This window comes from Antrihabitans auranticaus, assembly GCF_016481275.1.
GTDB lineage: Bacteria > Actinomycetota > Actinomycetes > Mycobacteriales > Mycobacteriaceae > Antrihabitans.
On record NZ_JAEMNW010000001.1, the window covers coordinates 731901 to 751393 of the forward strand.

The 19493-nt window shown below is 64.6% G+C and carries 19 protein-coding genes; 10 read left to right on the top strand and 9 right to left on the bottom strand.

Going from position 1 to position 19493, the window contains the following annotated elements:
- Positions 1-10: 10 nt before the first annotated feature.
- Positions 11-292, top strand: a complete 282-nt coding sequence (locus JGU72_RS03195; RefSeq protein WP_199682274.1) for a 4a-hydroxytetrahydrobiopterin dehydratase — start codon at positions 11-13, stop codon at positions 290-292.
- Here the strand turns inward: JGU72_RS03195 and JGU72_RS03200 are convergent.
- The gene (locus tag JGU72_RS03200; RefSeq protein ID WP_307828277.1) at positions 243-1457 is read right to left on the bottom strand and encodes a mannosyltransferase; all 1215 of its coding nucleotides are present in this window, start codon (positions 1455-1457) and stop codon (positions 243-245) included. The two genes, JGU72_RS03195 and JGU72_RS03200, sit on opposite strands and share 50 nt — an antisense overlap.
- A 389-nt stretch (positions 1458-1846) precedes the next feature.
- Here JGU72_RS03200 and JGU72_RS03205 point away from each other — a divergent pair, with 389 nt between their 5' ends.
- Both JGU72_RS03205 and JGU72_RS03210 read left to right on the top strand, forming a co-directional pair.
- Positions 1847-2644 carry an Rv1157c family protein gene (locus JGU72_RS03205; protein WP_199682276.1) on the top strand — a complete coding sequence of 266 codons (798 nt, stop codon included), beginning with the start codon at positions 1847-1849 and terminating at the stop codon, positions 2642-2644.
- A gap of 2 nt (positions 2645-2646) precedes the next feature.
- Complete coding sequence (locus tag JGU72_RS03210) at positions 2647-2937, top strand: hypothetical protein (protein WP_199682277.1); 291 nt, start codon at positions 2647-2649, stop codon at positions 2935-2937.
- On the opposite strand, the gene JGU72_RS03215 is transcribed toward JGU72_RS03210, so the two are convergent.
- The 3 genes from JGU72_RS03215 to JGU72_RS03225 all read right to left on the bottom strand — a co-directional run bounded on the left by JGU72_RS03215 (position 2926) and on the right by JGU72_RS03225 (position 6736).
- Positions 2926-3651, bottom strand: coding sequence for a DUF1906 domain-containing protein (locus JGU72_RS03215; RefSeq protein ID WP_199682278.1), 726 nt, complete (start codon positions 3649-3651; stop codon positions 2926-2928). The genes JGU72_RS03210 and JGU72_RS03215 overlap by 12 nt on opposite strands.
- 649 nt (positions 3652-4300) lie before the next feature.
- Positions 4301-5545: a serine hydrolase domain-containing protein gene (locus tag JGU72_RS03220; RefSeq protein WP_199682279.1), complete on the bottom strand. Its 1245-nt coding sequence runs from the start codon at positions 5543-5545 to the stop codon at positions 4301-4303.
- 54 nt (positions 5546-5599) lie between these two features.
- Positions 5600-6736, bottom strand: coding sequence for a hypothetical protein (locus tag JGU72_RS03225; RefSeq protein ID WP_199682280.1), 1137 nt, complete (start codon positions 6734-6736; stop codon positions 5600-5602).
- 122 nt (positions 6737-6858) lie between these two features.
- Between JGU72_RS03225 and JGU72_RS03230 the strand changes: the two genes are divergently transcribed.
- Positions 6859-8196: an acyltransferase family protein gene (locus JGU72_RS03230; RefSeq protein WP_199682281.1), complete on the top strand. Its 1338-nt coding sequence runs from the start codon at positions 6859-6861 to the stop codon at positions 8194-8196.
- Here JGU72_RS03230 and JGU72_RS03235 read toward each other — a convergent pair.
- Both JGU72_RS03235 and JGU72_RS03240 read right to left on the bottom strand, forming a co-directional pair.
- Positions 8193-8684: a CHAP domain-containing protein gene (locus tag JGU72_RS03235; RefSeq protein ID WP_199683176.1), complete on the bottom strand. Its 492-nt coding sequence runs from the start codon at positions 8682-8684 to the stop codon at positions 8193-8195. The two genes, JGU72_RS03230 and JGU72_RS03235, sit on opposite strands and share 4 nt — an antisense overlap.
- 65 nt (positions 8685-8749) lie before the next feature.
- Complete coding sequence (locus JGU72_RS03240; protein ID WP_199682282.1) at positions 8750-9106, bottom strand: VOC family protein; 357 nt, start codon at positions 9104-9106, stop codon at positions 8750-8752.
- An 85-nt stretch (positions 9107-9191) separates the two neighbouring features.
- On the opposite strand from JGU72_RS03240, the gene JGU72_RS03245 reads away from it, so the two are divergent.
- From JGU72_RS03245 to JGU72_RS03260, 4 genes are read left to right on the top strand one after another with little or no spacing between them, the layout of a single operon-like run.
- Positions 9192-10610, top strand: coding sequence for an allophanate hydrolase (locus JGU72_RS03245; protein ID WP_199682283.1), 1419 nt, complete (start codon positions 9192-9194; stop codon positions 10608-10610).
- Positions 10607-11287 carry a cysteine hydrolase family protein gene (locus JGU72_RS03250; protein ID WP_199682284.1) on the top strand — a complete coding sequence of 227 codons (681 nt, stop codon included), beginning with the start codon at positions 10607-10609 and terminating at the stop codon, positions 11285-11287. Before JGU72_RS03245 ends, JGU72_RS03250 begins: the two co-directional genes overlap by 4 nt.
- A 13-nt stretch (positions 11288-11300) precedes the next feature.
- Positions 11301-12869, top strand: a complete 1569-nt coding sequence (locus JGU72_RS03255; RefSeq protein WP_199682285.1) for a SulP family inorganic anion transporter — start codon at positions 11301-11303, stop codon at positions 12867-12869.
- Positions 12866-13231, top strand: a complete 366-nt coding sequence (locus tag JGU72_RS03260) for an RNA-binding S4 domain-containing protein (protein WP_199682286.1) — start codon at positions 12866-12868, stop codon at positions 13229-13231. The genes JGU72_RS03255 and JGU72_RS03260 overlap by 4 nt, the downstream gene beginning before the upstream one ends.
- On the opposite strand, the gene JGU72_RS03265 is transcribed toward JGU72_RS03260, so the two are convergent.
- Positions 13225-14592, bottom strand: a complete 1368-nt coding sequence (locus JGU72_RS03265; RefSeq protein ID WP_199682287.1) for a wax ester/triacylglycerol synthase family O-acyltransferase — start codon at positions 14590-14592, stop codon at positions 13225-13227. The genes JGU72_RS03260 and JGU72_RS03265 overlap by 7 nt on opposite strands.
- Positions 14593-14827: 235 nt before the next feature.
- Here JGU72_RS03265 and JGU72_RS03270 point away from each other — a divergent pair, with 235 nt between their 5' ends.
- Positions 14828-16189, top strand: a complete 1362-nt coding sequence (locus JGU72_RS03270; RefSeq protein WP_233531071.1) for a diguanylate cyclase domain-containing protein — start codon at positions 14828-14830, stop codon at positions 16187-16189.
- A 16-nt stretch (positions 16190-16205) separates the two neighbouring features.
- Here the strand turns inward: JGU72_RS03270 and JGU72_RS03275 are convergent, their stop codons facing one another.
- Complete coding sequence (locus tag JGU72_RS03275; protein ID WP_199682289.1) at positions 16206-16721, bottom strand: OsmC family protein; 516 nt, start codon at positions 16719-16721, stop codon at positions 16206-16208.
- A 107-nt stretch (positions 16722-16828) separates the two neighbouring features.
- On the opposite strand from JGU72_RS03275, the gene JGU72_RS03280 reads away from it, so the two are divergent.
- On the top strand, positions 16829-18961 hold the full coding sequence (locus JGU72_RS03280; protein WP_199682290.1) for an MMPL family transporter: 2133 nt from the start codon (positions 16829-16831) through the stop codon (positions 18959-18961).
- On the opposite strand, the gene JGU72_RS03285 is transcribed toward JGU72_RS03280, so the two are convergent.
- A complete protein-coding gene (locus JGU72_RS03285; protein ID WP_199682291.1) occupies positions 18954-19442 on the bottom strand; it encodes a sigma factor-like helix-turn-helix DNA-binding protein in 489 nt (162 codons plus the stop codon). The genes JGU72_RS03280 and JGU72_RS03285 overlap by 8 nt on opposite strands.
- Positions 19443-19493: the final 51 nt, after the last annotated feature.

Genomic DNA, 19493 nt, shown 5'->3' on the forward strand with positions numbered 1-19493 from the left:
ATCATGAGGTATGGCGACCTTACTTTCGGATTCTGAGATCACGGACGCACTCACCGGCCTGCCGGACTGGACCAAAGCGGACAAGGCCATCACCAGAACATTCGAACGCCCGAGCTTTCTCGACGGGATCGAGTTCGTCCGTCGAGTCGGCGAAGCGGCCGAATCGGCGAACCATCATCCCGACATCGACATTCGCTGGCGCAAAGTCACCCTCACCCTGTCGACGCACTCCGAGGGCGGGATCACCGATCTCGACGTGTCGCTTGCACAGACGGTCGATCGGCTGGCGTAGCCCCAGCCTCGCGCCAGCCACGCTCGATGATCCAGACGAAGGTCGCGAGCGCACCGGCAACGTAGGCCGTCGAGAGCCACGAGATCAGGCCGGACCGCGAGAATTCCCAGACATCGCCCTGGGCGAAGCCGAGGACCCAGGGGACGCCAACGGCTGTCACCAGCAGCCAGAACCATGCGAGCACCCGAGCGCCTGCCAGATTTCGGTACGGGCCGTGGAAGAGCCAGATCAGCAACGGAATCAACCACACCCAGTGGTGTGCCCACGAGATCGGCGAGATCAGCAACCCGAGCATCTGCACGACCAGCAAGGTTCCGAGCAGGTCGTCCGGTGCGAGCGCCCGCCACGCCAGCACGGCGAGGACCACCGCGATCGCGACCGCGGCGAACCACAGCGTGCCCGTCTCGACGTCATGTCCGAGCAGTCGGCTCAACGTCCCGCGCAGCGACTGATTGGTGACCGATCCGACCGGGCCGATCCGGTCGGCGTCGCCCAGCAACGTGCCGAAGTACTTGTGCGCCTGACCGCCGATCGCGAGATAACTCAACCCGACGGTGAGGGCGAAAACGGCAGCCGAAGCGACAACGGTCGCCCAACGACGCCGTGCGACGAAGTAGAGACCTGCGATCGCGGGTGTCAACTTGATCCCCGCGATGAACCCGAGCAGGAATCCCGACACCCACCATCGCGTACTCCGGACCGCGACGATCGCGCCGAGCACCAGGAAGACGTTCACCTGGCCGTAGTCGAGGGTCGTTCGCATCGGCTCGAGCCACATTCCACCCGCGGTCCACAGCATCGCCCACGCCCGCCGGCGAGCCGGATCCACATCGCTCACAACGAGGTCGAGGCTGATATCGACGACCTTGTAGAGCGCTGCGATCGTCAACAGCAGCCACGCGATTCCGATGAAGCCGAACGGCAAATAGTGCAGTGGGAAGAAGACGAGCGCCGCGAACGGAGGGTAGGTGAACGGCAGCGGGAACTCGGGGGTTTGGTCGGCGTACGTGCAGTCGTAGAGATCGCCGCTCAGCAGAGCCGCTGAGCAATCGACATAGACGTGGAGATCGACGAGATTCATTCCGTTGGGCGTCAGCAGAACCCACGCCAGCCGTGCGCAGACCGCGATTGCGAGCAGCATCGCCGCCCCGGCGGGGCTCGTCACCTTTGTCACGATTCGGGTGATTCGACTCACATTCCGCGAGGGGGCAACGTCGCCGGCTCCACGCTGGGCCACTGTCTCGCACCCTCCCCGTTGTTCGGCAGCTCCGCTAGAGCGGTCGCGATGAGCCTAACGGTCTAGCAGTTCACCCGCGCGATGTGTCTGATCAGTCATAACAGTTGCATCAACATTCACATTGTTTACTTCTGTAACAGGCTATGGTCACAGAGTGACGCGGCTCGCCCGTTAACGCATTTTGCTTGGGACACGATCTCATGCGAATGCGTACCGCGCTGTACAAGATTGGGGGCGCACTCCTAGAGTGACGTCCCGAGTCGGTAACAGCGGGCCGTGGGCCGGCTATTGCCTTACGCACAGAGGATGGGGACACAGTGCATCGCACCCGAACAACGCAGAAAGCAATCGCAGTCTTTGCGATTGCCGCAGCAGCCGCACTGGCCGCACCAACCGTCGTTCATGCAGAACCGCTGCTTCCAGATCTGCCCGGCGTACCTGCCGGCATCGAAATCCCGGCTCTGCCCGAGGGCGTCACAGTCGACATGCTCGCATCGGTCGCACCTGCGATCCTCGGCGCCGCTGCCGGACCCGCCGACGTTGCCGACAGCCCGCAGAGCGCGTTGCTCGAGCAGTTGACGATGTTGCGCGACACCCCCGGCCTGCCCGCGCCGATCAAGACGATCATCACCAGCGTCATCCGATTCCTGGACGGCAGCGGCGGCGGTGGCCCCGAGATCCCCGAGAACGGTGCCCCGATCATCCAGCAGTTCCTGTACCCGACAGTCGGCCGTGGTTGCATCTCGGACAGCGCTGATTCGGTCGGTACGGCTCTCGCGGTCTCGGGACCGGCACAACTCCCCCCGCCCGGCCCTCAGGCCGGCCAGGCCGGAATCGTCTTCACGGCGCTCGGTACCGCACCGCTCGCACCGGAGCAAACGACTCCGCTGACGATCACATGGTTGAACATCGACAACCGCAAGACCGAAACGCAGACGCTGAACAACTCGGCGAACATCAATCCCGAAGGCCCGGCGACGCTGTCGGTCATCTCCAACACCGGCCCGGGGCGCGTCCTCGCGGTTATCTCCGGCGGGTTGAGCACGCAGGAACCCGACGCGGCGCCGCGCACATGCACGTTCCTGCCGACTGTCGGGATGTTCACGGTCAACTGACCATGGCAGGAATTCGGTCCCTCCGATCACGAAACTCGATCCTGTCGATCGCGTCCGAAGGGTCGATCCTGTCGATCGGGTCGGTCGGGTCGGCCCTGTCCATCGGTTCGGTGGGCTCGTTCATGTCGATCGGCTCGATCGGGTCGTCGTGGTCCGCGTTCTCGTTCGGGTCGTTCGGTAGCGTCGGATCCCTACTGTCGGGCCGATCGCGATTTTCGGTTATGTCGTGGCACGGCAATCGCTCCGTGATGGCTGCGCCCGAAGGCCAGGAGCTTGCGCAATCAGGCGAGTGACCACTGACCGTAGTCAGGGACCAGGATCTCGTTGAGATCGATTCCGACGCCGTCGATGCGCCGCTTGTCGATCTCGAACTGATGTAGCGCCGCGCTGGGATGGACGTACCCCTCGGGCGTCCCCCAGTCGTGCTGCCAGTACCACGCTCCGAGACCGGCTACCCGCGACAACTCGATGGTGGGCGAGTTGGCGTACACACCGGTGTTGTGATGGCCGACGACCGATTCCCAGCCCAGCAGGTAAGGCGCGATCATCGTCGCGAACTCGACTGCATTCGGGTTGTCGTCGATCGACGCATAGATCGGCGAATTCTCGGGACCGCCTGCGGCGAGGTGCAATTCGAGCCCACGCTCTGCATGCTTCTTTCCCGCCTCCAAGCCGCCGCGCCAATCCGCGGTCGGGCCCTTTCCGAACTGATAGCAGGACACGATTTGCAGACCCATTTCGGTCAGCGCCTCGACCTCGTCGGCCAGGATGGGTTTACCTTCCATCCATTCCGCGCCCGCGCGACGGTCCGACACGTAGCGGATGACGCCGGTGTGTCCCGCATCCGCGATCGCTTCCGCGGACGGCACGCCGGCTGCATAGTCGATGAGCGTGCCAAGCTCCGTATCAGCGTGTGCGCGCGGGATATTGGTCCCGATCGCGGCCGCGCCCAACGCGACGGAACCTGCTGCTGCATAGCGGAACAACTCGCGGCGACTTACGTGCACGGAACCCTGCCTAACAATGAATGTGTTGTGACTACCGGCGCGCCTTCCCCATTTTCATGAACGCGCCGGTAGCTTCGATCGTTTACACATTTCACCATACTAACTTTGGTGACGCTAGGCACATTGGTCACATTGGTAACTCGGTTTTTGGGCATGACGGCGCGTCGCTTCGCCGAGCAGGCACTCAGCCGAGCATCACCCGACCACTCGTCGCGGCATCACCCTGCTCGGCACACGAACTGCCAGTTCCCTTCACCCGCACTCCTTTTCGGGCACACCCCGGCGTGTCACCCGGCAAGTCCCGGTGCGGATCCCTAAAACGGGTGCGAACCAACCACCACCCGGCGTGTCACCCACCGACACACCGACCCAGTTTGCCGAGCAGGCACTCAGCCGAGCATCGCCCGAGAACTCGTCGCGGCATCAGCCTGCTCGGCACACGAACCACCAGTTCGCCTCACCCGCACCCCTTTTCGGGCACACCCCGGCGTGTCACCCGGCAAGTCCCGGTGCGGATCCCTAAAACGGGTGCGAACCAACACCACCCACCGACACACCGACCCAGTTTGCCGAGCAGGCGCTCAGCCGAGCATCACCCGAGAACTCGTCGCGGCATCAGCCTGCTCGGCGAGCGGGATGACCCTGAGTACTACTTTTGCGGCGGAACGTGGTCGGGAGCCAACACCGCACCAATTTTGCGCCACAGCACATCTCCCGCGTTGGGGACCGACTCGCCCTCGAACGCCTCCTCCGCGTAGGTGACAGCGACGGCGATCGCGATCTTGTCCTGGGGGAGGTATGCCTCTGCCGCGGAATAGCCGAAGAACAGTGGATTCTGCATCAACCAGTCACCGATGAGCCACACGCCGAGACCGTAGGTCTGTTCCACACCGAACTCGCGGCACGTGAGGCACCCCGGCAGCGCAGTCGTCTTGCCGCGCAGATCGGTCGTGGCCCACAGCTTGTACGACTCGGGAGTCAGCAACTTGCCGGTGCCGAGTGCGATTGCGGTGTCATGGAGGTCGGAAATGTTGGTCGTCTGGATTGCCCCGTGATTGATGGTCCACGAGGGATTCCAGAAGGACGATTCTTCATAGAACGGCTGGTCCGCGGGGATATTCAGGAAGGACTTCCGCTCGCCGGTGAACGCGTGCAGAACAGGCTCGGGAATCTCGGCCGTCAGGTTCGGGACGGTGTTCTTCAGTCCCAGCGGGTCGAGCACCTTCTCCTGCAACAGGTCGGCCATCGTTTCGCCTGTCGCCTTTTCGAGGACCTGTCCGAGAATGACGTAATTGGTGTGTGCGTAGTTCCAATTCGTTCCGGGCTCGTAGAGCAGCGGCTTGTTCACGGCGAGCGCCAGCTGGTCTTCTGTGGTCCAAGCCTTGAACGGATTGCCGTAGACCTGTTTCCCGAACTCCTCGTTCCCAAGTACGAAATCCTCGTATCCCGAGGTCATTTGGGCCAGCTGCCCGACCGTCACCCTGTCGGCATGCGGGAGGTCCGGGAGGTACTTCGACACCTTGTCGGCCAAGCTGACCTTCTGCTCTTCAACAAGCTTCATCAGTAAGGTCGACACATACGAGATCGCGACTGCGCCATTGCGGAAATGCATGTCGACGGTCGCCGGAACTCCGGTCATGGACTCCCCGAGGGCCTGCGTCACAATTTCTTTGCCGTCGATACTCACCTTCACGATCACGGCTTTCATGTGCGCTTCCGCCATGTAGTCGCGCGCGACTTTCAGGACCGCCTCGGCCTTTTCCGGATCGGCAGACGCGACCGTGGGGGCGGCGCCGGAACTGGTCGACGATTCCGAGGACGAATCGTCCGACGTGCAACCCGCTACCAAACCCAAAGCACACGCGAATACAGCAACCCGCAGCAAAATGGACATGCGCAAACTGTCCCCGATTCGCGCCCGTTCCGACGGGTTTTCACCGGGAATTGTTCAGGCGCTCTGGATTCGCTCGGCAACGTCGACGATCCGGCCGCTCGGGTCGGCCAGTTCCTCGGCGACGACGGAGGCAACCTGCTGGGCGATCTCGCCCTTGATTCCGCCCACCATGCTCAACACGGTTGCGCTGAGCCCCTTTGCGCTCAGGTCGATCTCGATGTCCTCGGCACCCGGTGCCGGGACGTCGACGACGATGAGCAGGTAGTCGGCGGCCTTGGCCGTCAGCACGAGCGGAATCTCGATGTTCGCGGCGTAGTGGTTATCGCGGCGCAGCGAGATGACGAGGTCGAGAGACACCGGGATTCGCAGGTCGATGACGACGAAATCGCCTGTGCCACGACGAGATACGAGCGGCTTGCCGACCTTTCCCGTCGCGTTGACGTCGGCGATACCTTTCGGGCCCGCCTTCAGCGGACCGATTTCGATCTGGCGACCGTCCAGATCTTCGACGGCGCTCGCAATCCGCTCCTCGGTGACGGCGGTGCGGTAGAACTTCGCACCGAAGTCGTTGTACGTCATCCATTTGAACTTCAGGCTCGTGTCTTCGGGGGTGTCGTCGATACGCGCGGCGATGTCGAACACTCTGCCCCGCAACGATTCTGCCTCGCCGGTCATGAGGTTGATCCGGTTGGCGACCTCGCGGCGGATGACCTCACCCATCGGTTCGAGCAACCACTGCCAGGCCGCACCCAGGGCTTCGGCACGAACGACAAGTGCGACATCGCGGTGTGAGATCTGGGGGATGTCGATGACGATCCGCAGCGGTTCCGCGGCGCGCGCGTGCAGCGCCAACCGGATCTCGATGCCGACCTGAATGCGGACCTCCTGGCCGAGCCGCAGGACCACGCTCAACGACGCCGGCACGAGCAGATCGAACGCCACGTCGTCGCCGGCATGCTTGCTGATCGTCGGTTTCCCGACGCTGCCCTCTGCGACGAATCCCGCGAGCCCACCTGGCCCGAGGCCGATCGGGCCGATCTTGATGCCCTTGCCTGCCATGCCTTCGACGGCTGCGGCGATGCGATCTGTGGTTACTGCCTCGACGAAGAACCGCTTGCCGAACTCGCCGTAGGAAATCCACGTCAAATCTGTGTGTGGCGGCGCGGCAACATCGTGGTTCGACTCGGTCATATCAGCAGTCCCCTTCGCTTACGCGTCCTTGCGAGCAGCGGCTCTACGATACTCGGATTACCTACCGCACCTGAGTAGTTCTGCTCTCCTACGGCCCGGCGGGCGGCGGCAACCTCTTCTACATGCGATTACTACCCTCCGCCGCAACCGTCGAAGCGCTGACACCGAGGACCAGGGACAGGTCTCTGGACCTCGTTCGACTCGCCTCGCTGCTCGTCGTCATCAGCGGCCACGGCCTGATGCTCCTCGTGACCGTCGGTCCGGGAACGGTGTCGTTCGGCAACCTGCTCACCGGTTCCGCGACGTTGCAGGCGCTCACCTGGATTCTGCAGGTACTCCCGCTGTTCTTCTTTGCAGGCGCCGCGTCGAGCGCGATGAGCTGGCGGCCGGGCAACGCTTGGGGAGCCTGGCTGATGCGCCGTGCGCAGCGCCTGTACCGCCCCGTCTTCTACTATCTCGCCGCATGGGCGGTCGCCCTGTTCCTGCTGCGGGACGTGATGGCGCCGAACGTGAACGAACGCATTGCTGCGATCAGCACGCAACTGTTGTGGTTCATCGGTGTCTACATCGTGGTGCTCGCGTTCGTTCCCGCCTTGGCAGCCATGCAGCACGGCTGGCAGGTCGCGACCGTCGTACTCGGCCTGTACTGCGGCGCTGCCGCGGTCGACGCCATTCGCCTGGGCGGCGGACCCGAGAGCCTCGGCTACCTCAACCTGCTGGTGTGGCTCATCCCCGCGGCCCTCGGGATCGGGTATGTCCGTGGGTTGATTTCGCGGTTCACGGCCGGGATCGTCGCGATGACGTCGGTCGCTGCGAACGTTCTTCTCGTGCTCGCCGGGCCGTACGAAGTCAGCCTGGTGACCGTCGACGGGCAACGTCTGTCCAACATGACGCCACCCTCATTGCTGCTGGCCGGTCACGCGATCGCACTGTCGTGCCTGTTCATTCTCGCGTCACCCTGGTGCGGCCGCTTCGCCCGGCGACCACGAGTCTGGCGAATCGTCGCGCTCGGCAACGGTGGCGCGATGACGCTGTATCTCTGGCACATGCCGGCGCTGCTCACGATCGCGTACATCAGCCATCTCCTCGGCTTCGACCGTTCGGATCCAGCCCAACCCGGCTTCGCCGTGCTGGTCGTCGTTCAACTTGGCGCACTTTATTCGTTGACGGCGGCATTGTTCCTCGCCCTGAGTCCGCTCGAAGACCGCAAGTTGCCCTGGTGGGACGACGCAATCGGTCTCCGGCACAGCGCCGTGGTCGGGGCGGCTGTCGTCACGGCCGGCATCGCCACGTTGCTGGCGGCGAAGTGGGGATTCGTCGGGACCGGCGTGTGGTGCACCCTCATATCGCTGGCGGCCCTGGCAACCGCGCGCGTCGCCGGCCGACCGCCGAGAGGACTGGACTCATGGCCGGGTACTCCCCCGGAACGCCCGCTGGTCGGCACCTCGACCGCAGGCTAGACGGTCTTTCCGAAGCCGACGAGGCCCGGGTCGGCACCGATCGTGAACGTGCTGACCCGGATCTCGTTCCCTTCGTTGCCGCCGACCGTCGTGATCTCGGCACCGTCGACCGCTACGACGATGTTGGTGTGCTGACCGAACGGACTGGCGGCGGAATACAGTGCAACGTCGCCGATCACCGGTCGAAAGTCCGAGCCCGCCGCGACGAACCGGTCGGTGCCCCGGTAGTACTCCTCGAGTGCGGCAACTCCCGGTATTCGCCACGATCCCGAGTTCGGGTTCGCGAACGGCACCCCTGCCTCACGCATCACCCAACTGACGAAGTCGGCGCACCACGCCTCCTCCACTCCCTCCGAGTAGGTGGTGCCGGGTCGTTGGCCGTCGAATTCGGTTCTGAGAATCTCCACGATGCGCTGCTGGCCCGGACCGAGCGAAGCCGGATCGACAGCCGGGAACTCCTGCTTGTTCTTCCCGAAAAACGTCACCATCCCGACAACTATCAAAGCGACCACCACGACCGCGACGGCTCCGATTGCCGCCCAGAGCTTTTTGGTCACGCGTCAGCCGCCGATCGCACTACGCACCACTCGTTGCCCTCGGGGTCGAGGAGAACCTGGAACGACCCTTCCGAATCGCTGATGATGCCGTCGACTTTGACAGCACCGAGGCGCACAGCTTCGTCGGCACCCCACGCGACGTCGTCGACCAGAACGTCCAAATGCACGCGATTCTTGACGACCTTCTCTTCGGGCACTTTCTGGAACGCCACACGTGTCCAGCCGGGCGGGTCGATGTACCACCAGGACTCGCTGCGACCGACCGGCTCACCGCCGAGAACCTTCGCCCAGAAAATTGCCAGTTCTCGCGGCGACCTGCAATCGAACACGACTTCGTCAATCGTCCCCAGCATTTGCCCAGTTTACCGGCTGGCTCGATAACACAATCGACACGCAAGCGTTCCAAGGGCGCCATTCGCCCTGTCGACAATCGACGGCATGACATTCGCGCAACGTCCGCCAGGTCCGTCGCTCGGTCCCTCTGTCGCGGAGTATCTGGACTCCTATGCCAGCGGATCGGGCACTCCGGTCAAGACGGCAATGCGGGTGGCCGACGCCATCGCGGCCCGCGGCGACGACGGCACGTGGATTTCGACGGTCTCGCGCGCGGACCTCATCGCTGCGGCCAGGGCGATCGAAAACCGGCCCGGCGCACGAGCTTTGCCGCTCTACGGCGTCCCGTTCGGTGTCAAGGACAGCATCGACGTCGCGGGCGTCGCGACAACACTCGCGTGTCCGGATTACGCCTACGTCGCAGACACCACCGCGCCCGCCGTCGCAGCCCTGCTCGACGCGGGCGCGCTGTACGTCGGGAAGACGAGCCTGGACCAGTTCGCCACGGGGCTGAACGGAACCCGGACCCCGCACACGATCCCGCGAAGCGTCTACGGCCGCGAACTGATATCGGGCGGTTCGAGTTCCGGCTCCGCACTGGCCGTCGCGCTCGGCCAGGTGCCGTTCTGCGTCGCGACCGACACCGCAGGTTCTGGACGAGTTCCCGCCGCGCTCAACGGAGTTGTCGGATTCAAGCCCTCGCGCGGTGTGATCAGCGCCGTCGGACTCGTACCGGCATGCAAGTCGCTCGACTGCATCACCGTGATGGGCGGCTGCATCGACGACATCGATCGCGCCTTCGACGTGATGGCAGGTACCGACGAAGAGGATTCCTGGACGCGACCACGCGGACCGCGCTACGCGGGGACGCCGATCCGGATCGGCCTGCCGCCCGCGCCGGAGCTCGAATTCTTCGGCGACGAGCCCATGGCTGCAGCACATTTCGCGGTTCGTGATCGAATCCTGCGCGGCGCCGCGGACACCGTCGTTGCACCGCTGGACCCATTTCTCGCCGCCGGTGCATTGCTCTACCAAGGCCCGTGGGTCGCGGAACGACTCGTCGAGTTCGCGGGTTTCCTCGCCGAACAGCCCGAGTCGATTCATCCCGTGGTGCGCGAGATCCTGCGCAGCGGTGGAAAGTACACGGCTGTCGACGCTTTCCGAGCCCAGCAACGCCTACAGGAGTTGCGGGCAGAGGTCGGTCGGCTGTGGCGCGACATGGACGTGCTGATCCTGCCGACGATCGGCACAACCTTCACCGTCGACCAAGTATTGGCGCGGCCGATCGAATGCAACACCGTGCTCGGTCACTACACGCATTTCGGCAATCTGCTCGACCTCGTCGGGGTGGCGGTGCCGATGGGTGTCACAGCGGACGGGAGGCCGTTCAGCGTGATGATCCTCGGACCGGCCCTCTCCGACGACACCGTCCTGCACGTCGCGGCGCAACTGCTGGACTCGCCACGGGCGACGGAAGAACTTGTCCCGCAAACTCTAACCCGCATTCGACAGGAGTACCCATGACCAGCGTCGACGCACTTCCGACACCGTTCGAGCTGACGCCGGAGACCACGGCCCTGGTGATCATCGACATGCAGCGGGACTTCCTGTTGCCCGGCGGTTTCGGGGAGAGTCTGGGCAACGACGTGTCGCTTCTGCAGAAAGCCATCGGACCACTCCGCGACCTCCTCGAAGCCGCCAGGGCTGCAGGCATTTTGGTTGTGCACACACGCGAAGGGCATCTGCCGGACCTGTCCGATTGCCCGCCCGCGAAGCTGCAGCGCGGCAACCCGTCGCACCGCATCGGCGATCCAGGTGCGTTCGGGCGCATCCTGATTCGGGGCGAGTACGGGCACGACATCGTCGACGAACTCGCCCCTGTCGAAGGTGAGATCGTGATCGACAAGCCCGGCAAAGGCGCTTTCTACGCCACCGAATTGCAGGACGTCCTGACGGCTGCAGGCGTTACGCGCCTGTTGGTCACGGGCGTCACGACCGAGGTGTGCGTGCACACGACGGTGCGCGAAGCGAACGATCGGGGCTACGAGTGCCTCGTCGTATCCGATTGCGTCGGTTCGTATTTCCCCGAATTCCAGCGGGTGGGGCTGGACATGATCAGCGCGCAGGGCGGCATCTTCGGCTGGGTCGCCGACAGCGCTGCCGTAGTACCCGCACTCGCCCTCGCCTCGACCCCCGCCTGAACAGGAACCGAACATGAGCGTCGACACTGCCAAGAAGATCGAGGACACACCCCCGGCCAAGCCGGTGATCCCGTGGTGGACCCGCGGCGATACCAACGCGTTCTTCGGACTCGGGTTCAACATCCTGGTCAACGTGCTGACGTTGACCGTGTTGATGACCGTTGTCGTCAACGTGCCCGGCGACGACGTCTTCGGCACGATCCTGCCCGCGCTCGGCATCGCGCTCGTGCTGGGCAACCTCTACTACACGATGCTTGCACGCCGCCTCGCCAAGCGTGAGAACCGCACGGACGTAACGGCTTTACCGTACGGTCCGAGCGTTCCGCACATGTTCATCGTCGTGTTCGTCGTGATGCTCCCGGTCGCTATTGCAACCGGCGATCCCATAGCGGCATGGCAAGCCGGACTGGCGTGGGCGTTCATGATCGGCATCATCGTGATGATCGGCGCCTTTGTCGGACCCTACATTCGCAAGCTCACGCCGCGGGCCGCGATGCTCGGCACGCTCGCCGGGATCTCGATCACCTTCATCTCCATGCGCCCGGCAGCGCAGATGTGGGAGGTCGCGTGGATCGGATTGCCGGTTCTCGCGATCATTTTGATCGGCTTCTTCACCAATGTTCGCCTACCGGGCAATATTCCGGTCGGACTTGCCGCGCTTCTGGTGGGCACCGCTATCGGCTGGATCGGCGGGTACATGTCCGCACCCGACGTCTCGTCGGCGATCAGCGATATCGCCATCGGCCTCCCTGACTTGCGCGTCGACATGCTGTTCGACGGTCTGAAGGATCTGGCTCCGCTGCTCGGCACCGCAATTCCGTTGGGTATCTACAACTTCACCGAGGCGATGAGCAACGTCGAAAGCGCAGCCGCCGCCGGTGACGACTACAACCTGCGCAGCGTGCTACTCGCAGACGGTGCGGGAGCCGTCATCGGATCGGCCTTCGGTTCCCCCTTCCCGCCCGCCGTGTACATCGGTCACCCGGGCTGGAAGGACGCCGGCGGCCGAATCGGGTACTCGCTGGCCAGCGGGGCGGTCATCGGATTGTTCTGCTTTCTGGGCCTTTTCGGCGTGCTGGCCACGATCTTGCCGATTCCAGCTATCGTCCCGATCCTGCTCTACATCGGCTTGCTGATCGGCGCGCAGGCCTTTCAGGCTGTGCCCAAGATCCACGCGGTCGCCGTCGTCGCAGCGCTGCTGCCGAACCTTGCGCAATGGGCGACCGGCCTGATCGACAACGCGCTTGCGGCGGCGGGGACGTCCGCCGAGCAGGTCGGTTCGGCTGCGCTGAACCAGAACGGAGTCGTCTACGACGGGCTGAAGACCCTCGGCGAGGGTGCTGTTCTCACCGGCCTCGTGCTGGGCACGATCGTCACGTTCATCATCGACAAGAAATTCCTCTTCGCCGCGATCGCCGCAGCGGTCGGTGCCGTGCTCACGTTCATCGGACTGATCCACGGCGAATCCGTTGCGTGGGCTGCCAATCCGGAGGTCGCGCTCGGCTATCTGATGTTCGCGATCATCTGCGTCGGGTACTCGTTCCTGCCGACGGCAAAGCCGGTCGCTAATCTGGCGGAGTGACGACTGCACGGGTGGACAGCTGGACCTGGTCGGTCCGGCTGTTCAAGACCCGGTCCGCGGCGGCGACCGCGTGCCGGGCAGGGCACGTGCGGGTGAACGGCACCTCGGTGAAGGCCGCGCATCCGGTCAAGATCGGGGACGAGGTGCGCGTCCGGGTGTCCGGAGTCGAGCGGATCGTCGAAGTCGCGAAGATCGTCACCAAGCGGGTCGGTGCGCCCATCGCCGCAGAATGCATCATCGATCGAAGTCCGCCGCCACCGCCGAAAGAGTTACTCGCGTCGATTCCGCAACGCGATCGAGGCGCAGGACGGCCCACCAAACGCGACCGCAGAGAGATCGAGAAGCTGCTCGGCTATCAGTGATAGATCTTCTCGAGCTCGACAAGCGCCTTTTCCATGTTGTCGAGAATGACGTCGAGGTCGGGCACGGCCTGGGGGCAGCCGATGAGGCCGACGTCCAAGCGGCCCTCGGTGTTCGTGACCGCGAAGCCGAGCGCATGACCATCGCCGACGGTCGTCGTCGGATACAGGCTGTGCATCCGCGCACCTCGCCAGAACGTCGCTTCCCTGGCGCCGGGTACGTAGGAGATCGTCACGTTGAACGCAGGCCGAGCGACCGCTGACATGCCCGGCACACCACCGAGCAGACGCGGGGTCATCGTGACGACCGAGGCGGCGAGCGTCGTCGCCTGACCCATCGCGTCGGCAATCTTGCGGCCGTTCGCCATCGAGGACTTGATCGTCTTCAGCCGCTCCTCCGGGTAACGGAGGTCGGTGCCGAGCTTGCAGAAGACGGTGCCGACCTTGTCGACGCCCCGCTTATCCGTGTGCCGGGCGATCGGGACCATTGCAATCAGCGACGAGGTCGGCAACTTCTTGCGCTCCCCCATATAGGTCCGGAGGGCGCCCGAACACATCGCGATGACGATCTCCTCGACACTCGAGCGCGAGAAGTTGCGGACGTCGGCTATGCGTTCCATCGACCAGGAGCGCGCAACGAGCCTGCGCTCCGTCCCGACCGCAACGTTGAGAATCGAATTCGGCGACCGATACGGGACCGCGATGTCGCGGTCGACGAGTGCCTTGCCCATCGCGCGTGCCGAGCCGGGCACCTTGTTCGCGAGGCCGCTGACCTGCTTGCTGCCGAACCGGAACAGGGACGACACACTGAGTTCGGGGGGTGGTTCCGGCGCGGTCTCCTGCGGCTTCGGCGCGTCTTCGAAGTGGTGCTCCCAGATGGTCCGCAGCGCGGTGTCGGACTCGTCCCGCGACAACATCTTGTGGACGAGTTTGAGGATTCCCACGCCGTCCATGAGGCCCTGGTGGACCTTGACGTACAACGCGAACCGGCCCTCTTCGAGACCCTCGATCAGGTACGCGAGCCACGCGGGTTTCTTCGGATCGAGCGGCACCGCGTGCAGTTGCGACACGGTGGCGAGCAGTTCTGTCGTCCCACCGGGGGCAGCAACAGTCGTCCGCTGAATGTGGTAACTCAGGTCGACATCGGTCTCGCGCCACCAGAACCCGTCGGTGACGCCGATCGGGGCGTCCGGGTTTCGGCGGAAAGTCGAACCGACCCGGCCCGCACTGATCAGCTCGGCGTACAGGTCGTCGACGAACGACCCCTTCGACTTCGGCGGCAGATCGAAGACGAGAAGTGCACCGATGTGCGCCCGACTCTCCGACGACTCGGGAAGCATCGACGTTGCTCCGAACGTTTGCATGAGCTCTCCTTGTCCTGCGCTGCACTTATCTCGCCGCGTACTGGACAAGACCCTTTTTCGGATCGTACAGCGCATAGTCGCCGCACCATCCGGGACAAAAAGCAGCACAAAGCGGCCGGTTCACCCACTCGCCTGCGACGTTGCGAAGTACACAGGAAATCGTTGTGAACTACCCCACAACTGGTCGCCCGACCATGATGTAATTGTGGCTTCTCGATCGAGAGGAGGTCCATCCTTGGACGCTCCCTCGGGCGCGCTCACAGATGTCGCCGAGCGCTACAGACTGCTCGTCGAGCACAGTCCGGACACCATCGTCGTTCATGCGGCCGGCCGACTCGTGTACGTGAATCCGGCAGGCGTGCGGCTCCTCGGGGCCGGGTCCGAAGGCGAAATTGTCGGCAGGCCGATCAGCGACTTCCTGCACCCCGATTCGTGCGGTCCGCTGCAGGCACGGATCGACAGTCTCGACAGCGAGGGGTCGGTCTCGTGCCCGACCGAGATGGTCGTCCTCCGGCTCGACGGCCGCCCGGTCGACGTCGAAGCTGTCGGGGTGCGCACGCGATGGGCCGGCCTGTCCGCCTATCAAGTGGTGATTCGCGACCTCACAGCGCAGAAGCGGGCCGAGGCAGCACTGCGGCGCGCCGAGGAGCATTTCAAGACGGTGGTCTCGTCGCTCAACGAGGGCGTCGTCGTCATCAGCAGGACAGGGCGCATCGAGTCGGCCAATCCCGCGGCGCGCCGTCTGCTCCACATCGGCCGGCCAGCCGACGGATCGTTTATCAGCGCCTTCGACGTCCCGCTTTTCGATACCGACGGCAACCCGATTCCGCGCAACAACCACCCGGTTCGCCAAGTGCTTCGGTCGGGCGCTTCACTCGGCGGCTTCATCTACGGCGTCGAGCAGACCGACGGCACGCGAGCGTGGTTCGCCGGGTCGAGCCGCTTGCTCAACCCGAACGATCCCGATTCCGCCGTTGTCGCGTCGTTCACGGACGTCACCGCGCAGCGGGCAATCCGTGCTCGCCTCGAGTTCGAGGCGAACCACGACTCGTTGACCGCACTGCCGAATCGTGCCCACATGGTTGCCGGCTTGCGGGACTTCGTGGCGTCGGCAACGCCTGGTGAGCGGATCGCGGTCCTCTTCATCGATCTCGACGATTTCAAGGTGATCAACGATTCGCTCGGCCACTCGGTCGGCGATGTAGTGCTGAAGTTGACCGCGACACGGCTACGACAGGCGCTCGGGCCCGGCGACTTGGTCGGCAGACTCGGCGGCGACGAGTTCGTCGCGGTCCTGCCCGGCAACCTGTCCGGCTACGAGGTCGACCACCTCGTGGACCGCCTGCACGAAGCCGTCAGCGAACCGATCGAACTCGACGGCCGCACATTGCGAGTAGACGCGAGCATCGGCATCTCGACCGTCGACGCCGCCGATCCCCGGACCGCCGAAGACGTACTGCGCGACGCCGATCTGGCGATGTACGAGGCCAAGATGGCAGGTCGGGGGCGCAGCCGCTATTTCACCGTCGACCTGCGCGACCGCATGCGGCGTCGCCTCGAAGCCGGGCAAGCCCTCTTCGGCGCCACGACACATTGACCGAGGCGACGGCGACCTACCCGACGACCAGGGTCGTCCGGACCGGGGTGACGTTCTTGGTGAGGTCGAGGACCGGGCAGTGCGCGTCGACAACGCGGCCCAGTTCCGCGTAGCGGTCCGCGGATTCGGGTCCGGTCACCTGAATCTGCACGCGGACTTCGCCGAAACCGGCTCGCACGTCGTCGTCGAGACCGAAGAAGCCACGGACGTCGAGGTCACCCTCGGCGGTCGCCGAGATGTCGTCGACCGCGATGCCGAGCCGGTCCGCCCAGAAGCGGTAGGTGACGACCTGGCAGGAGATCAGCGAGGCGAGGTAGAACTCGACCGGGTTGGGCGCAGTGTCTTCGCCGCCGAGCGTCGGCGGTTCGTCGACGTTCACGGTGTACGTTCCCAGCTTGATGGCGGACCCGACCGCGCCCTGAGCTGCTCCGGCCGCACGGAACACGACGTGCGCATTGGCGACGTCGGCCGCGACCGCATCCGCTGTCGCATCGATGATTGCGCCGAGCCGGGTCGAAGATGCTGTTGTCATGTGCCGCAGCGTATTTCTGCAGGCCACCCGGTTGCAGCGGTTGAATTCGTCGTGAATCGAAGTCGATCTAGGCTTGACTCACATTTTCGCGCCGCCAGGGAGAACACATGAGTGCCTTTCTTCATCGCATCGGCTCGGCAGGTGCTCTGCACCCATGGCGGTTCATCGGTGTCTGGTTACTGCTGCTCGTCCTCGCGTTCGGCTTGGCGGCTGCTGTCGGTGGGTCGCCACACGACAACTACGACATTCCGGGGCTGGAAGCGCAGACGGGCAACGACCTGCTCAGCGAGCGGTTCCCCGAGTTCTCGGGTGCAGACGCGCGCGTCGTCGTGCATTCCGACGACGGCACGGTACCCGAATCCGAACTGGCCGCGCTATCGGAACGTTTGACGACCGTGCCCGGCGTGAGTGTCGTTGCTCCGCCACGATATTCGAGCGATCGCGACACGGCCTTGATCGACGTCAACTACAACGTGCCGGTCACCGACTTCGAGGGCTCGGAAGGCACGGACGCGTTGCGCGACGCGACGGGCCCGATCGAGGACGCAGGCTTCGAGGTCGAGTTGGGCGGCTTGGTCGCGGAGAACCAATCGGTGCCTTCGGGGACCGCCGAGGCGATCGGCATCCTCGTCGCATTGGGAATTCTCGTCTTCGCCTTCGGTTCGGTCGTTGCGGCCGGTTTGCCCCTCGCTGTCGCACTGATCGGCGTCGGCATCGGCACCGCACTCATTACGACCATGGCCGGACTCACCGACGTGAGCACTACGGCGCCGACCATCGCGACGATGGTCGGCATCGGCGTCGGCATCGACTACGCACTCTTGCTGGTGACGCGGTTCGCCGATTATCTGCGCCACGGTGTGCCCGTGATCGAGGCGGCTGGTCGCGCGAATGCGACCGCGGGCTTGTCGGTCGTCTTTGCCGGTACGACGGTCCTCGTGTCGCTGTTCGGTCTACGGCTGACCGGCCTTCCGGTGTATTCGTCGTTCGGCTACGCGACGTTCCTCATGGTCGGTGCCGTCATGCTCGCATCGGTGACCCTCGTGCCCGCACTGTGCGGGCTTGCCGGCAAGCGGGTGCTGCGTAAGAAACGCCGCGTCGTCGAAGACCCGGCGGCACCACATCGCGTCTCCAAGACCGAACGGTGGGCGGCACGGGTCGGCGACAATCCGTGGCCGTGGGCGGTGAGCGCGCTGCTGATCCTGTTGCTGCTTGCCGCACCCGTCCTGCAGATGCGCACCTGGCCCCAGGACGCGGGCAGTCAGCCGACGTCGAACACCGCCAGGCTGGCCTACGATCTGGTCGACGCGGAGTACGGGCCCGGCGCCAACGGACCGTTTCTCCTCGCGGTCGACCTCCAGCAGGTCTCCGAGCCCGACTTGAATGCACTCGTCGCGAAGTTCGCCGCCGACAGCGGTGTGGCAGGCCTGGCACCGGCGATTCGCAACGCGGACGGAACCGCCGCGGTCGTCGCCATCCAACCCAAGACCGGTCCGCGGGACGCGGCCACCACCGAGACTCTCGAACGGTTGCGTGGTCAGTTGCCGAACGGCGCGCACATCACCGGTATGACGGCAATTTTCGCGGACATTTCGGCACGCCTGGCCGAACGGCTCTGGCTGGTCATCTGGGTCGTAGTCGCGCTCGCGGTCGTCCTGCTGACGTGCGTCTTCCGCGCGCCGATCGTTGCACTCAAAGCGGCCGCGATGAACCTGCTTTCGGTCGCTGCCGCGTACGGCGTGATGGTGGCGGTATTCCAATGGGGTTGGGGCGCAGAGCTACTCGGGCTCCCCCACTCGGTTCCTGTATCCAGCTGGGTGCCGATCCTGATGTTCACCATTCTGTTCGGACTCTCGATGGACTACGAGGTGTTCCTGCTCGCACGGGTCCGGGAACTCTGGCTGAAATCGGGAGATCCGCATTCCAGCGTCATTCAGGGACTCGGGTCGACCGGACGGGTCATCACCAGTGCAGGCGCCATCATGATCGCGGTGTTCGCCGGGTTCGCGATGGATCCCGACATCACGGTGAAAATGATGGGCGTCGGCCTTGCCACAGCGGTGCTCGTCGACGTGACGATCGTGCGAATGGTGCTGGTGCCGGCGACGATGTCGATTCTCGGCAAGGCGAATTGGTGGATCCCCGCGTGGCTCGATCGCATCCTTCCGACGCTCGACGTCGAAGGGTCACACGGCGAAGCGGATCCCGCCCCCGAACCGAAGTCGGTGCCGGTCAAGTAAGTCCGGAGCGTGCACATTCGCGCAGCGCACGATGCTGCACAACCCGGACCCGCCCGGCCGGCATGCCCAGCGCCGCGGCAGTATCGACGACGGACATGCCCGCGATCAACCGCAGGATCATGACCTCGCGGGCCATCGGTTCGAGATCGCCGATGAAGTCGCTCATCCGGTCGCCGGGGTGTAGGCCCTTGCCCTTCGGCCTGGTCGACAACGCCACCGTACGCGCGGTCACGCGGTACACGTGCACCGAAAACGGGCTGGTTCCATGGCGTTCCGGCTCGTACTGGCCGACAACCGATACGCATGCGCGTCTGGCGATGTCGTCCGCGATTGCCCACGTGCCGGCCTGCTCGCCGACGCGGGCTCGGCAATATCTGACGATCATCGGCCACACCGATGCCGTCACCGTGCGCAATGCTTCCCGGTCTCCCCGGGCTGCTGACTCTGCGGCGATATGCGCCGCTCGATCGGCCTCGCTCATGTGTTCCTCCCCGTCACGGCCGACGGGAATGCTCACGACGTCGGCCGACCC

What these genes read in the sequence shown, in the direction of transcription:
- JGU72_RS03195 (WP_199682274.1), top strand. Translation starts at nt 11, where the DNA reads ATGGCGACCTTACTTTCGGATTCTGAGATCACGGACGCACTCACCGGC.
- JGU72_RS03210 (WP_199682277.1), top strand. Translation starts at nt 2,647, where the DNA reads ATGGCAGGAATTCGGTCCCTCCGATCACGAAACTCGATCCTGTCGATC.
- JGU72_RS03220 (WP_199682279.1), bottom strand. Translation starts at nt 5,545, where the DNA reads ATGTCCATTTTGCTGCGGGTTGCTGTATTCGCGTGTGCTTTGGGTTTG.
- JGU72_RS03225 (WP_199682280.1), bottom strand. Translation starts at nt 6,736, where the DNA reads ATGACCGAGTCGAACCACGATGTTGCCGCGCCGCCACACACAGATTTG.
- JGU72_RS03230 (WP_199682281.1), top strand. Translation starts at nt 6,859, where the DNA reads ATGCGATTACTACCCTCCGCCGCAACCGTCGAAGCGCTGACACCGAGG.
- JGU72_RS03235 (WP_199683176.1), bottom strand. Translation starts at nt 8,684, where the DNA reads ATGGTGACGTTTTTCGGGAAGAACAAGCAGGAGTTCCCGGCTGTCGAT.
- JGU72_RS03240 (WP_199682282.1), bottom strand. Translation starts at nt 9,106, where the DNA reads ATGCTGGGGACGATTGACGAAGTCGTGTTCGATTGCAGGTCGCCGCGA.
- JGU72_RS03245 (WP_199682283.1), top strand. Translation starts at nt 9,192, where the DNA reads ATGACATTCGCGCAACGTCCGCCAGGTCCGTCGCTCGGTCCCTCTGTC.
- JGU72_RS03250 (WP_199682284.1), top strand. Translation starts at nt 10,607, where the DNA reads ATGACCAGCGTCGACGCACTTCCGACACCGTTCGAGCTGACGCCGGAG.
- JGU72_RS03255 (WP_199682285.1), top strand. Translation starts at nt 11,301, where the DNA reads ATGAGCGTCGACACTGCCAAGAAGATCGAGGACACACCCCCGGCCAAG.
- JGU72_RS03265 (WP_199682287.1), bottom strand. Translation starts at nt 14,592, where the DNA reads ATGCAAACGTTCGGAGCAACGTCGATGCTTCCCGAGTCGTCGGAGAGT.
- JGU72_RS03275 (WP_199682289.1), bottom strand. Translation starts at nt 16,721, where the DNA reads ATGACAACAGCATCTTCGACCCGGCTCGGCGCAATCATCGATGCGACA.
- JGU72_RS03280 (WP_199682290.1), top strand. Translation starts at nt 16,829, where the DNA reads ATGAGTGCCTTTCTTCATCGCATCGGCTCGGCAGGTGCTCTGCACCCA.
- JGU72_RS03285 (WP_199682291.1), bottom strand. Translation starts at nt 19,442, where the DNA reads ATGAGCGAGGCCGATCGAGCGGCGCATATCGCCGCAGAGTCAGCAGCC.